The sequence below is a fragment of the Nocardiopsis kunsanensis DSM 44524 genome, from assembly GCF_000340965.1.
Taxonomy (GTDB): domain Bacteria; phylum Actinomycetota; class Actinomycetes; order Streptosporangiales; family Streptosporangiaceae; genus Nocardiopsis; species Nocardiopsis kunsanensis.
Genome location: NZ_ANAY01000002.1, coordinates 1 through 15,193 on the forward strand (window position 1 = coordinate 1; position 15,193 = coordinate 15,193).

The 15,193-nt window shown below is 70.5% G+C and carries 7 protein-coding genes; all 7 read right to left on the reverse strand.

The window, feature by feature from the left end; all coding sequences use genetic code 11:
• Positions 1–10: 10 nt before the first annotated feature.
• The 7 genes from D456_RS23470 to D456_RS0101555 all read right to left on the reverse strand — a co-directional run bounded on the left by D456_RS23470 (position 11) and on the right by D456_RS0101555 (position 15,174).
• The gene (locus tag D456_RS23470; protein ID WP_017574382.1) at positions 11–10,453 is read right to left on the reverse strand and encodes a WXG100-like domain-containing protein; all 10,443 of its coding nucleotides are present in this window, start codon (positions 10,451–10,453) and stop codon (positions 11–13) included.
• An 11-nt stretch (positions 10,454–10,464) separates the two neighbouring features.
• Positions 10,465–10,818 carry a hypothetical protein gene (locus D456_RS0101530; protein ID WP_017574383.1) on the reverse strand — a complete coding sequence of 118 codons (354 nt, stop codon included), beginning with the start codon at positions 10,816–10,818 and terminating at the stop codon, positions 10,465–10,467.
• An 85-nt stretch (positions 10,819–10,903) separates the two neighbouring features.
• The gene (locus tag D456_RS0101535) at positions 10,904–11,230 is read right to left on the reverse strand and encodes a YbaB/EbfC family nucleoid-associated protein (RefSeq protein ID WP_239643754.1); all 327 of its coding nucleotides are present in this window, start codon (positions 11,228–11,230) and stop codon (positions 10,904–10,906) included.
• Positions 11,130–13,889 (reverse strand): hypothetical protein, encoded by a 2,760-nt coding sequence (locus D456_RS27360; protein ID WP_026115479.1) that lies wholly within the window; start codon positions 13,887–13,889, stop codon positions 11,130–11,132. Before D456_RS27360 ends, D456_RS0101535 begins: the two co-directional genes overlap by 101 nt.
• Positions 13,890–13,961: 72 nt before the next feature.
• Positions 13,962–14,387 (reverse strand): hypothetical protein, encoded by a 426-nt coding sequence (locus D456_RS0101545; RefSeq protein WP_017574385.1) that lies wholly within the window; start codon positions 14,385–14,387, stop codon positions 13,962–13,964.
• Positions 14,388–14,485: 98 nt separating this feature from the next.
• Positions 14,486–14,788 carry a WXG100 family type VII secretion target gene (locus tag D456_RS0101550; protein WP_017574386.1) on the reverse strand — a complete coding sequence of 101 codons (303 nt, stop codon included), beginning with the start codon at positions 14,786–14,788 and terminating at the stop codon, positions 14,486–14,488.
• A 53-nt stretch (positions 14,789–14,841) separates the two neighbouring features.
• Positions 14,842–15,174: a WXG100 family type VII secretion target gene (locus D456_RS0101555; protein WP_017574387.1), complete on the reverse strand. Its 333-nt coding sequence runs from the start codon at positions 15,172–15,174 to the stop codon at positions 14,842–14,844.
• Positions 15,175–15,193: the final 19 nt, after the last annotated feature.

The window sequence follows — 15,193 nt, forward strand, 5'->3', positions numbered from 1 at the left end:
GGGGTCTGGTTCAGGCGGTCCCGAGTGCCTTGGAATAGATCTCGTCCATCTGTTCCTGCCTGTTTGCGCTGGAGCCCGCTCGTGCGGGGGTTCCTGACCGATCGGCCGCATGCGCCCGATCGGTCGTTCCGGTGGTGGTCCGGACGGCGGGGGCGGACGCGTTCTTCAAGGCGTCGAAGTAACGGTCCAGGGCCTGCCTGTGCTCGCTCAGCGCGCCGTGCAGCGCATCACGTCGCCGGTACAGCCTTTCCAAGGCATCGATCCTGTCCTCGGTGAGCCCTCCCCGGGTGCCCTGGCCGCGCCGCAGGGCCTCCAACGCCCTTCCGGCTGCTTCGGCCCGGTTCCTGTGCTCATGGGCCGCTCGGTCCCCGGCCGCCCGGTCGTCACCCCACCCGGCGGTCTGACGGCCCATGCCGTCTCTGGGGCCGGGACCGAAGTAGTCGCGCAGCGCCCCGACGGCGTCCGAGGTCTCAGGCGACCACACGTCGGGGTCTCTTCCCGGGAAGGTGAGAAGGTCCAGGGCAGCGCGGGTGTTGATCCGGGAGTTCTCGTCCCGGTTCAGGCCGAGCTCCCCGTCCAGGGCCGAACCGAGCTTCTTCTCGGTGTCGGCGGCGGCGGTCTGGGAGTCGGCCACGGTGTCCCACAGTTCGAACGTGCGGTCGCTGACCCGAGCGCCGAGTCCCGTGATCTGCTCGCGGCTGAGCCACAGATCGACGGTGGACCCGACCTCCTCGGCCGCGGCCGTTCTCTTCCCGGAGCCGGCCCGCGCGACGAGCAGGGCCCGGACAGGCACTCGGACCAGGTACCCCCGTCCCTTCTCGGGCATGGGTCCCGCCTCGGTGCGCATGCTCGATGAGGACTGCTTGCCCCCGCCGGCCGCGGTGCTGTTGGCGCCGGCGGTGCTCGGGCCGCCCCCGACGATCACCGAGTCCTCCTGGAAATCGGAAGCAGGAGGGGTGTCGACGCCCTTCATCCCGGACACGTCCGTGCCCGTGTTGAGCGCGGTCGATCCTGCCTGCGCGTCGGAACGTTCCTCGCGGTGCAGGTGTTGGTGGTCGCGTTCGGTCTCCATCTCCCCGGCCCCGATGATGGTGGCCCTCGACGGGACGGGACGGGTGTACATCCGGGTCTCGAGGCCGGGAACGGCGAAGGGGCCCTGGCCGTCCTCGCCGATCAGGACCGCACCGGACTCGCCCCTGGACGCCTTGCCGAACTGCTCGCGCAGGACCTGCCCGTCGGCGGCCGCGCCGAGCACGGGGGCCCGAGCACCGGGTTTCTTCTTCCGGAGGTGGTCGACGGCCGCCTCGGCGTCGGACCGGTCCGCAGGGCTGGGCTCCCAGCCGAGGGCCCGTGCCTGCGCCGTGAGCATCGCGTGCGAGATCGGGCCGTGCCCCACGTCCTCGACCATCGCCTCGGGCAGCGCCGACCGCTCGCCCCGTCCACGCCAAGCGCGGGCGAAGGCGTCGGGATCGGCGGCGAGGTCCCCTCGGCGCTCCCCTGCCGGGACCGGAGTGCTCGGGGGTTCCGGGGTGCCGCCCTGCTCGGGGCGGAAACGGAACGATCCCGTCTGGGCGATCTCCTGGCGGGTGCCCGCGTGGACGTCACCGGTCAACACCGTCTTGTCCCTGTTGTCCAGCGACAGGGTGAAGCGGACCTTCATCGGCCGGGTGACGTTGATCCCCGGAGCAGTGATGGTGCGTGTGGTGTTCTCGGTAGCGGTGTCCGAGGTCGTCTCGGTCTTGGTGGTCGCGCTCTCCCACCCGGTACCGGCCGAGAGGGGGACGGCCCAGTAGCGGTCGGACGGGAACACGGGGGCCCCGTCGGAATCGGTTCCGGTGGCCTCCACGGGGTTGAAACCACCTCCGACCCCGGCGGTCAATCCGTGCTTTCTCTCCTTGCCCTCGGAGCTGTTCTGCTCCGGGGACTCGGAGTCGGTACGTGCCGAGGAGAACCCCGACTCGACCGACCCGAAGCCGGGTGTGCCGTCACTGTCGCCGGACAGTTGCAGGCGCATCCAACCGGCGGTGCTGAATCCGCGCTCGCTCCCGCTCGCGAGCGTGTTGACGGACAGCACCAGGCCGCCGTTCTGCAGGCGCCTGTTCGTTCCGCGGGTGTTGGTCGGTGAGAGGGCCACCCGGACGTCGTGCTTGCTCTGCTCGGTGAGTTCGAACCCTTCGCGGCGTACGGCGGACACGACGTCCTGGACGGTCTTCTTCGTGTCGATACCGTCCAGCGCGTATCCGGTTCCCTCGTTGCCGGGCACGAACTCGATCCTCGGGGGCGACGAGCGCGCGTCCGTCAATGCGGTGTCGAGGCCGTGCGGGCCCGCCAGGGAACCGTTCTGCGCGAGATCGAGCGCCCGGTAGCGCGTCTCGGAGGTGACCTGTTCGCTGTAGCCTCCGGTCGGTGAGCCGAGAACCCTGCGGGCGGAATCGGTGGATCCGTAGGGGAGAGAGGCCCCGAGGTTGAAACGGTTGCGGATCGAGGACTCGAGTGTCAGTTTCTCGGTGGCGGTCACCTTCACGGTCGTTCCGGGCAGAGTGACCGCGTCCTCCTCGGTGAAGGTCAGGGAGCCGCCCGCGCTCCGGGCCCCCTTGGTCGCGTAAGGCACCACGCCGATCTGGCCTCCCAGACGGTTGTGCCGGGAGTCGGACGGGTTCGGCGTGCCCTCACCCTTGAAACCGATGTTGGTGTTGACGGCGGATCCGCCACCGGCCCCGGAGGCCCGGGTGGACTCCGTCTTGTACGTGAGCTGGATTCCGCTGTCGGGCAGCGCGTCGGAGACGTGCATCGACGTGCGATCCGCTCTGAGATCGAGCGAGATGTTGGCGCGTTGGAAGGTGCCGTCCTCGAACTGGGACTGGAGCGGAAGGCCCCCGTTGTGCAGGTCCGACGAATGTGCCGCCAGGGCCTTGGGCGAGCCGAAGTGGCGCCGGTACTGGGCGACGGCCTCTCCCGAACGCGAGGAAGACTCGTATCCGGGGGCTTCGCGGACGGCGTCCTCGATGGCTTCCCCGAGCCGGCGGGCGTCGGTGTTCCCGGGGGCGTGGGGCAGGGCGTCGAGGTCCAGGTCGGTACGCCCCCGCATGCGCGCGTCGCGCTGTTCGGCGAACTCCCAGGCCCGCAGGCGTCCGTTGTCCTCCGCGGCACGGGGGTGCGCCGCCAGTTCCTCCTGTTGTCTGGCGCGGAACTCTCGCCGGACGGTATCGAGCCGGTCGCGAGCGCTTCCGGAGGCGCGGTGGTCCCTTTGTGCCCGCCGAAGCTGTACAACGGCCACCACAGCAACGGTTCGGGCCCCGGCCAGTTCGTCGCTCGCCTCCCTGGACCGTTCGGCCGATGCGACGGCCTCCTTCCTGGCCTTTCCAGCCCGCTCCGCGGCTTCTTCCCTGCTCCGGTTCGCCGCCTTCTCCTGTGCGTCCGCTTCCTCGGCGCGGGCACGGGTCTCCTTCACTGCCTCGTCGGCCCTTGCCCACGCCTGCTCTGTCGCGGTGGTGTCCGGTGGGGTGTCCCTCGGCGTCTGCGCCACCATCGCGGAGATCCGGTCTGCGTAGTTCGAGGCCGATCGCATCGCCGCGTCGGCCACTTCCCAGTTGCGCTCGGCTGCCGTCCGGGCCGAGTCCACCGCCTCTCGGCCGGGGTCCTGACCGAGGCCTTCCGTGCCTGCCTCGACGAACTCCGGCGGAGCGGGACGGGTCGGCTGCTGGGGCCGACCGTCGCCGCCGTCCTGTCCCTGGGGCGGGCCGCTCGCTCCACGTAGCGCGTCGGCGTGGTTCAGTTTCGCCTCGGCCGCTTGCCCGAGACGGATCGCGGCCTCCTGCCGTGCGAGGGCCGCGTCCGCCCGGGCCCGGGTCTCCACACGCACTTCCTCCCGGTGTCTCGTGTCTGCCGCGCTGGCAGCCCTCTCGGCCTCTTCGGCTCCCCTGGCCGCCTCGGTGGATGCCTGCTCGGCCTTCCGGGCCGTTTCGAGCGTGGTGGTCGCTTCCTCCTCGGCGGCCCGAAGTTTCTTCACCCGATCGGGGAGTTCCCCGACGAGCCACTCGTCGTTCACGAGCTGTGTGCGGGCCTCCTCAACGTAGCGCCGTACCTGTTCCAGTGTTTTGACGGCGTTCCCGAGGGGCGTCCCGGCCGTGCGGTCGGGCCCGGGTTCGCCGGGGAGCGGGCTCGTCCTCGGCCCCTCCACCCTCAACCGGATGCGGCTCTGGTTCCCCTCCGCGCTGGTCGGGGTGATGTCGACGGGAGCGCCGGTCCCGATCGAGGCCTGCAGCCGCAAGCCGTAGATCCAGGAGTCCACGTCCCCCTTCGCGGTGGAAGCTGCTTGGACACCGGACTTTCGGGTGTAGGAGGCGGGCCTGACCGACTCCCTCTCGTAGGTGCCGCTGATCCCGGCCTCGAAGATGCCCGCGGGCAGACCACTGTCGGTCTCCCCGAAACGGAGCTGGGGCCCGCCCGAGAAGTCGGCACCGCCGGATCTGGTGACCTGTTTCCCCGACCCCTGCGACGTCCACGCGTTGAGGCCGGAGCTGAGGGACCCGTCGCTGCGGGAACCGTCCGGACGTCCCCCTTCCAGCGATCCGGTCACACGGACGGTGAGGAAGCCGGCACCGTCACGGTCGTCCCTGCCCGCGGGGGTCAGGGCGTTGCCCATGCCCCCGGTGCGCAGGACGACGGGCAGACCGTCGGACAGCAGAGTGTCCGATTCGGCGACCGCCCGCTCGACCTGTTCGTAGATCGCCATCGTGTTGGCCGCCCGCAGGTCCGGGCCGCGCCACACCTGCCCGAAGAACCCGCGGTGGGGGTCGCTCGCGGAGCCGGGGTCGTTGACGAGTTCGGGGTGGGCGGCGAAGACCTCGCGGTGGATCCGGTCCGCCACGGCGGTGAACGGGGCCCGGTGCTGGGCATCCCGGAGTCGCCCGTCGCTCCATTCGGCCTGGACCGGAACGGAATCACCCAGGTGCCGGCGACCGGTACTGGGCCCCTGCTGGGTAAGGGCGTCCTGGTCCCCGCGAGTACCGCTGCGGGCCTCGCCTGCTCCGGCCCTCCCGCCACGATCGCCGTCCCCGCCGTTGTCCTCCCCCGTCCCGGTCTCGGCCCGGGCCAACTGCGAGGCCTCGGAGGTCAGCACCTGGTCGAGGGTGGTCAGCGACAACGTGTACGGCCCGGTCCGGCCCCCGTTCCCCTGGTTCCCCTGCGCGCCGTCCCTCGGCCGTTCCGGGACCGGCCGGTCCTCGGTGGTCGTGACCCGGTAACTGCGCTCCACCGTGTAATAGGCGGAGTCGCCCTTGGCGCCGGGGCCGCGCACACGTTCGCTCCCGTGCTCGGTGCTGCGCGTGGACTTGCCCGCGTACTTGCCGCCGCCGCCGAAGTTCGGGCCGGCCCTGACCACCATCAGGCCCTCTGATCCGATGCGGGCGCCCAGGCCGATCCGGCCGTCCAGCTTGTTGGACCTGCTCGCGCTGGTCTGAGCAGTGGAAGAGGTCTTGTCCGTGTCGGAGAACGACGAGCCGGACATCTCCGGACCGATCCGGTTATAGGAGACGGGACCACCGCTGATCTCGGCGTACTGCCAACGGCCCTTGGCGTCCTTGTACGGCAAGCGCAGCACCTCGCCGAGGTCCATCCGGCCCAGATTCTCGTGCAGTTTCGACATATCGAGTGGAACATTCGGCAACCGCTTCCGGAACCGGTCCGGTCCGGGGCCCGGGAGGACTTTCAACGCACGTGAGAAGCGCGCGGCACGTACCGGGACGCCGTCGTGGTCGGTGCGGAAGCTGCCGGGGGCGCTTGCCTGGTCGGACGTGCGCAACCTGCCGGGCAGGACCACATCGAACACACCGTTCAGTGCATCGCTGTGCTCCACGGTCCGGCGGCCCTCGGCCCCCTCCCCCTGAGCCGGCCGGTCCGCCCGGTCGCCCGCCTCCCGGGGTTGCTGCGAACGCGGTCCGTTCCCGGCGGGGCCCGCGGTCCGGGGCGGGTCCAGGTCGAGGGTGGCCCTGATCCCCAGGTGCCCGGTGAAGCGTGCGGGGCTGTCTCCGTCGACGTCGATCGTACGTTTGTGGCGGCGTTCCCTGCTCGTCTGGTAGTCGGTGCCCCGCTGCCGGTAGGAGTACATGAACTTGCCCCGGGGGGACAACAGCGAGACGTGCCCGCCGATCTCCCCGATGACGGTCAGTGGTGCCGCGATGTTGACCGCTTTGCGGGACTGTTGGGAACCGGATCCCACGGCCTTGGCACGCGACTCGGCCGCGTGGGCCGGGCGGCTCCGCGCACCGGGGCTGCCGGTGGTGTCGTACCAGACCTGTTCGGCGCTCACTCGGAGACGGCCGCGCTCGGGCCGGGTGGTCGCCCCCTGTTCCGCTCCAGTGCTGTCGGAACGATCGCGGACGGGGATCTCGAGCTGCGAATCCGTGGACCTGTCGACAAGGCGGGCCACCTGTTCTCCGAATCCGTCGCCCACCGGTTCCACACCCTCGCGGTGCATGAGGTCGATCAACCGCTGACGCAGCCCGTCGACGTCGGCACCGTTCCGGCGCACTCCGGGGTATCCGCCCTCTTCGGGGGTGAAACCGGGGCGGGAGAACTCCGTCAGCAGGCGTTCCGTCTCGTCGTCGACCCTGTTTCCGTCCGGCAACCGGCCCGGCCTCGTCGTGCCGTCCTCAGCACCCACGGGGTTCCTCGCCGTGCCGCCCTCCTCGGTGCCCACGGGGTTCGACGCGTCCCGGTCCGGCCGGACCCGGCTGCGGGGGCGGTTCGAGGGCCCTTCCCCCGTTCCGGAGCGTTCACCGCGGTTCCGGCCGTGTCGCGGCCGCTCCTGCAGTTGATGGCTCTCCTCGCCCCGCCCCTTGTTCCCGCCGGACTCGAAGAACCGGGAGAAGGGCGCGGCGGCCCGGTGGTCGCCGTACCCCTGGGTGGTCACGGGTACGGCCGGCGCCGGCATCTGCGACAGCGGCCCCTCCATCCCGGCCCCACGGGCCGCGTCGAGTGCGCGCTCCCAGCGGCCGTCGCCGGTCCAGTCGGTGACCGTGCGATCGAACTCGTCCCTCAGGCGGGCCGGGAGGTCGGCGCGGACACGGTCGTCGTCCCTGCCGCGCACGTGCCTGTCGTAGACGGCTCCGAAGAGGGCCATCGTATCGGCGCCGTCCCGTGTCCCCTCGGGGTCCAGCAGAGACGCCAGGTGGCGGCGGGAGCTTTCGGGCAGGTCGGCCGACCGGGCCGGCGGATCGTAACGGGATGCCCCCCGCACCTGGGCCTCGATCTGTTCCAGGTAGTGGTTGAGGACCTGGGGCGGGCGTCCCCCGCGCCCGCCCGGCGCGTCCATGTAACCGCCGACCTCGTGCACGGCGGTGGAGTCCGGTGACATCCGCAGGACGGCGGGGGGACGACCGCCCTCCTCCCGGGGCGGGTCGCGGTACTCGTCGTCGAGTCCGATGCGGTGCAGGAACTCGTGCAACCAGACGTCGGCGCCGTCGTCGAGGCGCCAATGAGCGGTGTCACTGCGTCCGGGCAGGTCGGGGTTGTCGCGTGACCAGGTGGCAGCGGAGTGCGGACGACCGTCGGGGCCGACCGGTTCCACTCGGACGTGGAACTGGTCCCCGCTGCCGGGGAGCCGGTACCGCTGGTTGAGGACCTCCTCGGCCCGGTCCAGGAAGGTACGGCGCGCCGCTTCGGCTTCCTCCGGGCGGACCCCTTCCCCGGCGTCGAAACGGATCCGGACCGTCAGTTCGGTGACGTGGTCGGGGCCGCCGGGTTCGGGGTCGGACAAGGGGACACGGCGTACGTCGAAGCCTCGTTCGGCGACCGAGGTGATCGGGCGCTCCCTGGTGGAACCGTCCAGGATCTCGACCCCGTCGGTGTCGACACCCGACCTGTCGGGGTGTGTGCCCACACGCGCGGTCTCGGCGCCGTCACGGGTGTCCTGCCAGTTCTCCGGCGGACGGAGCCCCGGGGAAACGGGGGCAGGCGCATCGGGGTCGGGCCGGGGCCGGTGGACGGCTGGGCGACGACCGTCCCCGGCGGACTCCTGCCCCTGTGTGGCTGATGGGTGAGGGGTGGTGCCCGGAACGGGGGCGGCCCCACCCATCGGGTTCGGCACCGTGCCGTCGGTCTCGTCCCCGCTCCGGTCGGGCATGCCGGGACGGCCGCCACCGCTGCCGCCGAGGGTGTCCTCTCCCTGGGGGGATCGGGTGGTCGAGGAATCCGCTCCTCCGGGACGGTCCGGGCCGCCCCCGGCGTCACCGGGCACCGGCGGAGGGGGCCCGGCCGGCTCAGAGGACCGGCCCGCAGGCGTTTCGGGTCCGGTGTCCCGGGCTGCCCCTCCGGTGCTCGACGCAGGGACCGCGCCCTCGTCCGTGCCCTCCGCACCGCCGTCGGGTCCGGGGGACGGTACGGACGGCCGAGCGCCGTCGACGTCCGCGTGGCCGTCGCCTCCCGCGGCAGTGGGACCGTCCTCGCCCGCCGCATGTACCTCGCCCTGCACGGGGTGGGAGGGACCGTCCTCGTGTTTCTGGTCCGCGGCCGGGGAGGAGGGGCGGTCCTCCGGGGATCGGACGCCGGTGTCCTCCGGCTCGGCCTCGTTCGGCTCGGCCTCGTTCCCCGGGGCCGGCACCGGGGCCTCGTGTACCTGTTCCTCCTGCTCCGATTCTTCCTGCCCCGGGTCCGCGGGGAGATGGACGCCGTCGGCCGGCGCTCCGCTGCCCGGGTTGCGGTCACCGTCCTCGACGGGGTCCGGCCCTGTCGCAGCGTCCTCATCGGAGGCGCTGTCCTGCGCCGGTGGGGCCGCGGGCCGGTAGGGGCCGTGGTCGTTCGGGGCCGGTGCTGTGTCCGAGTCCGGGTCACCGCCGCGGCCGGCTCCGGTGGACGAGCCGGTCGGCGCGGTGTTCGGTCCCTCCGTCCCGGAGGACTCGGTGGTAACGCGTTCGGGTGAGGCGGGCGACGGGTCCGGGGTCGCCCCGTCCTCGTCCTCTCCCCTGCCCGAGGGGGAACGGTCGGCGGCCGACACCTCCCCCTGCGGTCCACCGGAGGCCTCGGGAGAACCCCCGCCGCCCCCGGGTGTCGTCCCCCCGTCCGAGGCCGAGCCCATCGGGGGTTCGGGCGACTGGGGGACCCCGTCGGGAAGACCAGCCCGTTCGAGGTGTTCCACGAGCAGCAGCCCACCCTGGGTCAGGGACTGTTGCAGAGCGCCCGAGACCAGGCCGGACACCCCTGAGAGCCAGGTGATCGAGAAGGATTTCTCATCGCTGAAGAGCAGGTTGTAGAAACCCTCGCTGAGCATCCCCTGGCCGGCGTTGGCGATGCCTTGCCCGCCGAGCTGGGCCAGGAAGTTCTTCCAGTGCGTGCCGACATCGGAGAGTCCGTCGCGCACCCCGTTGGGAACGCCGGTGGTGAGGAAGTCGCGCATCCGCGGGTCGAGGTCACGGCCGTGTGTCGCCACCACGTTGTCCAGAGCGTCGTCGAGACCACTGCGGCCCCAGTTGCGGGCGAACGCGTCGGCGTAGCGCTCCCCGAACTCCCGTGCCTGGTCGCGGCCCATCGTCGCCCCGAAGGAGTCGGCGAACCCCTCCCCCATGTCGGTACGGAAACGCTCGCCGTCGACCGGACGCGACCACCCCGGGGTGTTGTCCATACCGTACGGACGCAACAGCTCGTCGTTGTTGCGGCCCATCACCGAACCGATCTTCTCCGGCAGACCGTCGCCCGCCCCCGGACCGTGTCCTGGCGGGAACTCGCCGTCGAGCCGGTGGGCGATGGCCGGTCCGGTGTTGTTGCCCAGGAGCGAATTGAACCGGTCCGACAGCGCCTTGCCGCCGAACGCGGCGGCGGTCCCGAACAGGGCGTCGAGTGTTGCTCCCTGCGCCGCTTGCTCGGTGAGGTCCTGGTCCCACTCGTCGCGGACCCCGTTGTCGATCTGGATCCGCTGGATCAGCGCGTCCATCGTGAGCGCGAAGAACTGGCTGATCATCATCTGCTGGAGCAGCTGCGAGAGCAGCCGGAACATGACCCGGCCGATGACCGTCCGCGCGATCGCCTGGAAGATCGGGATCTGGGACATCGAGGCCCCGAACGTGTACGGAGCCATGGCGATCGCCCACGCGATCTCTGCGGCCAGTTGCACGAGCTGGCCGATGATCGTCCACTTGGCGTACTGCACCTGAGTGCCCGCGTTGTGGACGTACTCCTGGAGCTCCCGGGCCACCGCCGTGCCCTCGCCGAGGTAGTTGCGTTCCCCGGCCGTGAACTGGTCCACCGACTCGTCGAAGAAGTCCGCCGCCGTGGCGTCGAAGTTCTCCCGGACCCTGTTCTTGATCCGGATGACCATCTGGGGCAGATCGACCTCCAGACGGTCCGCCGTGGTGCCGTAGACCTGGGCAAGCTCCCACAGCCGCGTCTCGTCGGCCGTGGGCCACTCGGACCCGGTCAGGACCATGAACAGGTTCCGCAGCTCGGAGGGCAGCTCCATTCCCATCGGTGTCAGTGCCTCCCGCCGACGTCTCCGCTGTCCTGGACACCGGTGAGCCGCAGGGCGTTGTCGAGGCCGTACTGCTCGTCGAGCGCGTACTGCTGGGCGGTGTCCAGGAGGCCTTCCTCGGTCTTCTCCAGCGCGGTGGTCATTGCCGTGAGGAAGTCGCTGAACTGGTCACGGGCCGGAACGTAGTTCTCCTCGAACGACTTGGCCACGGCGTCACCCTCGCCCCAGCACCGGCCCAGTGCCTCCGTGGAGTCCTCGTGCCACCGCTGGATGGCACGCATCTCTTCGGCGAGTTCTCCGATGCCGGCGCTGTCCTTGGCCACCGCGTCCGGATCGACCGAGAGGCGGTCGGTCATGGCATGCTCCTCCGTGTCCTGTGTCGTCACGTCGTCCGCAGGGACTCGGGGACGGGCGATCGGTGCCCGTCCCGTGAGCGGACCGTCACCGCGGCGGTCCCATCGGCCCCAGACCCAGCTCCTGCAACAGGGCCGAGGGGTCACCGGCGACCGCCTGCGCGCGGGCCGCGGAGTCACCTGGTGCCAGGTCCCCCAGGGCGTCGGAGACCTGCCGGGCCACGTCGCGCCGGGCCCGTTCCACCACGTCCTTGACGGCCGCGGCGAGTTCGGCCGGGGCCATCGACCGGTACTTGTCGGTGTGGAACTTCAGGTCAGCGATCTCCCCTCTCGCGTTCACCGTCGCGCTGACCATCCGATCCTTGGACAAGGCTTCGGCGGTAGCCGACTCCAGGTTTGCGCTTGCCTCCGCCAGGCGCTGTTGTGTCGAACGGAGCTCTCGGAGAGACTCCTCCATCTGGGCTTGCAGAGACATGTCCAACGCCACTCACTCCCTTGTCGCGTCCCGGGACCGGTCGTCCCAACGAGGAGGGGCCGCCCCGAGCTGCGGTGCCCCAGACCTTTTGGTCCTCGGCGAGCCACGTGGTGCGGCTGCGCTCCTGCGCACCCCCGCCTCCGCCTCCACCGGCACCGGCGCCGGCGCCGGGCGGCATCATGGGGGGCATCATGGGTGTGCCGGCCCCGCCCCCCGCCTGTGCCGGGTCCGCCTGCTGTCCTGTCGGGGCTCCCCCAGGACCGTCCGGCGCCGTTCCCCCGCCGAAGCCGGCCGACGGGACCGTGCCGTTCGGCCCCGGTGCCCTACTTCCGTCGGCCCCTCCGGTCCCACCGGCCGAGCCGGAATCGGGCCGGGCCGTGAGCTCACCGGTGCCGGAAGCACCTGTTCCGTCACCTGCGGACGGGGCCGGCGGCGGTGTGAGAACCGAACCGCCACCTCCGATCGAGGGCCGCTCCCCACCGGTCCCGAGTCCGCTCACACCTTCGGTCCCGTCGGGGCCCGGTGTACCTGTTCCCGCAGATGACGACAGGTCCAACCCACCCTGACCACCGAGGTCACCGGACCCGGGAACCGGCAGCTCCGACCCCTCCCGACCCGGATCCCCCGTGAACCCGTCACCAGCAGAGGACGACAAGTCCAACCCACCCTGACCACCGAGGTCACCGGACCCGGGAACCGGCAGCTCCGACCCCTCCCGACCCGGATCCCCCGTGAACCCGTCACCAGCAGAGGACGACAAGTCCAACCCACCCTGACCACCGAGGTCACCGGACCCGGGAACCGGCAGCTCCGACCCCTCCCGACCCGGATCCCCCGTGAACCCGTCACCAGCAGAGGACGACAAGTCCAACCCACCCTGACCACCGAGGTCACCGGACCCGGTCGCGACGGGGCTGGGCGGCGGAGGGATCGAGCCGTCCCGCCCACTCGTGTTGTCCGAAGGCGTCTCGATGCCGCCCGGTACTTCTCCCGGGGAGGAACGGTCTGCGTCCTCGCCTCGAGGGCCCATGAGGGGGGCACCGTTCTGGTCCCTGCGTCCGGAGTGCACGGAACCGCTTCCGCTCGCTCCCGGGCCGCCCATCCCCGGAACCATCGGAGGCGGTACGGGACCGCCCGTTCCACCGTCCGGCGATCCTCCGCCCGAGGAGGAGGATCCGTCCGACGAGGAGGAGAGGTCACCGCCGCCAGGACCGCCGAGGCTCCCGCCGCCAGGGGGAGGAGGCACCTCTCCACCGGCCGCTCCCCCTCCTTCGGAGGAGGACAGGTCACCTCCGGAACCGGAGGGGTCCGGGAGAGCATTGGAGTACTGCTCTCCCGAGGAGCTGGGAGGACCGTCCGGGCCGCCCGCCCCCGGATCCCCGCCCGAGCTGCCGGACAGATCGCCACCGCCGCTCTCGGCGCCCAGGCCGTTCAGGTAGTCGTCGACGATGTCCTCGACGCTCCGGCCACCGGAATCGTCGCCGCCATCCGGACCGCCGCCACCAGAACCGTCGTCGTCGCCACCGTTCAGATAGTCGTCGAAGATGTCCTCCATGCTCCGGTCACCGCCGCCGTCACCGCTGCCGTCACCGCCGCCGCCGGGAGGTGGCTCGCTGGAGGTGGGGACCGGTCTGAACGGCAGGATGTCGGAGGATGAACTGGTGTACGTGGTGTGGACGTCGGAGATCCCGTCGGATGCGGCCGTGCGTACGTCCGCCAGGCCCTCCCACCAACGGTCCTTGATCTCCTGTTCGAAGGTCAGCCAGGTGTCCTTCTCGTCGGTCCGCATGCCGCGGATCTTGATCACGCCGTCCTCACGGGTGACGTGCTCCCGTTGTTCCTCCCACCAGGTCCGGATCAGGCGCCGCGGGGCGTGATCGGGGTCCTTGGTCCATGTGTCGACGGCTGTGGAAGCCGGTTCGATGAAGTTGTTGGAGATAGCGTTCCGCGCTTTTTCGACGGCGAGCTCGGCGGGTTCGATGTAGTCGGCCAGGTTCTTGAACTCGAGGGAGACCGTGTGCACGTACCGGGCGAGAGCCTCGGCCCCCGCGCCCTCGAACTGCTCGTTTCCCGGTTTGAGTGTCTCGAAGAGCTCCGAGAGCTCCTGGTATCTGGCTTCGGCGAACGCGCGGAAGTCCTCCAGGTCGGCCACGATGCGGGCGAGGACGCTCCCGTTGTAGTTCTCGCTGCCCTTGGAGGGGTCGGAGGCGGCCTCCAGAACGGTTTCCATCCGTTCCTTGAAGCGGCCCCAGACCGTGTCGCCGGTGTCCTCGATCGCCTCGTTGATGTGGACACCCGAGAAGACCGAGAAACCCCCCTCGTACGAACCGAGCATGTCCGCGTCGGAGGCCCGGCTCTCGAACCCGAACCACTCGTCGGCGTCATGGGGGTTGCCGGCGTTGTAGAAGTAGTTGGTGAACCAGTTCGTCTCCCGCACCGCTTCGGCCGTACCCATCGGCGGAACCGAGCCGCCGTCACTGTCCTGAGCGTCGGCGAGGACGTTGACGGCGTGCGCGATCTCCTCGCTCTCGGCCGCCCCACCGGCAGCAGGCACGTCGGGATCGGAACCTTCTTTCTGCGGAAGGTCCTCATCGGACATGGAAACTCCTCAGAGCGGACGTCGGGGGACGGAAGGCTGTTCAGCCGGGTCGGGCACGTACGGGAAGGCCGGTCAGGAACCTCCGGTCTCCTCCGGGTCGGTGCTCGAGGAGGATCCCCCGGAGTCGGAAGGGGCGTTTCCGGAGATGATCCGGTTGACCTGGGCGGCGTCCAGTTCCGCGTCCGATTCCAGCTCCTCGAAGAGCAGCTCGCTGTAACGGATGCCGTGGGACATGTCCAGCAGGCGCGTCTCGAGTTCGGTGATGGAGGTGGTGACCTGGGAGAGCACTCCCCTGATCTCTGCGGAGAGATCACGTGCGGCAGGCAGGAGCTCCCCGTTCCCGAAGGGCACGTTGATCCCCGAGTCCCCACCGTCCTCCGGATAGTTCTGGGCGGCTCGGGTCTTCATCTCCGACACCTTCTCGCGCAAGGGCTCCACCTTGGTGTCGCGGAGCTCCCGCAAGTACTCCAAGGTGACCTTGGTCTTGTCCTCCGACACGACCCGCTCCTCTCATGTCCTTCGGCCTCTGCGGTCCGTACAGGGCCCGGTGCCGCGGCACGGGGCCGGCCCCGTGCCGCAGCTGATGTGGGGTCCGGTCAGCGGCGGGCTTCCCAGTTGCCGGCTTCCTGGAGATCGCCTCGGCGATAACGGTCGGTGATGTCGCCCAGGGAGAGCTGGGCGTTGCCCAACAGCGCACGCATGTCCGCCACGTTGCGCCGCCAGGCCGCCACACGTTCGTCGTACTGGTCCGCAGCCTCACCGACCCACTCGGACTTGACGGAGCGGACCTTGGCGTCGAGCTCCTCGATCGCCTCGGCGATCACCTCCGTCTGCCTGCGCAGGTCCAGCCCCGCGTCGTCGGCTCCGCTGTAGGTGATCTCGAATCCGTCGAAACTCATGGCACGGTTCCTCTCTTCGGCCCCCGTGTCTGTGGGGGCGGTCATGGCCGGGGTCAGCGGGCGGCGACGTCGCCCTGGTTCGGGTTGAGATCCTTGATCCAGTCCGCCATGACCAGGTTCTCGTCCTCCATGTCGTGGAAGTTGCGCTCGGTGCCACCGAGGATCCCGATCATGTCGTTCATGTCATTGGTGATCAGGCGCAGCTCTTCGAGCCACTTGACCAACGCCGTGTCGTACTGGGTGGCGGCACCGCCCCGCCAGCTGCCGCCGAGCTGGTCACGCACGGCGTCGACCGTGGTGTAGACGCCGTTGCACGTGCCGTGCGCGGTCTCCATGGCGTCGCGGCCGGTGCGCATGGCCTGGTCGGTACTGCGCATCATCGACATGGGGATCTCTCCTGTTTCT

Bases quoted from the DNA above. Each gene is read 5' to 3' on its own strand.
- D456_RS0101530 (WP_017574383.1), bottom strand. From the start codon at position 10,818: ATGACCGACCGCCTCTCGGTCGATCCGGACGCGGTGGCCAAGGACAGC.
- D456_RS0101555 (WP_017574387.1), bottom strand. From the start codon at position 15,174: ATGTCGATGATGCGCAGTACCGACCAGGCCATGCGCACCGGCCGCGAC.
- D456_RS23470 (WP_017574382.1), bottom strand. From the start codon at position 10,453: ATGGAGCTGCCCTCCGAGCTGCGGAACCTGTTCATGGTCCTGACCGGG.
- D456_RS0101550 (WP_017574386.1), bottom strand. From the start codon at position 14,788: ATGAGTTTCGACGGATTCGAGATCACCTACAGCGGAGCCGACGACGCG.
- D456_RS27360 (WP_026115479.1), bottom strand. From the start codon at position 13,889: ATGTCCGATGAGGACCTTCCGCAGAAAGAAGGTTCCGATCCCGACGTG.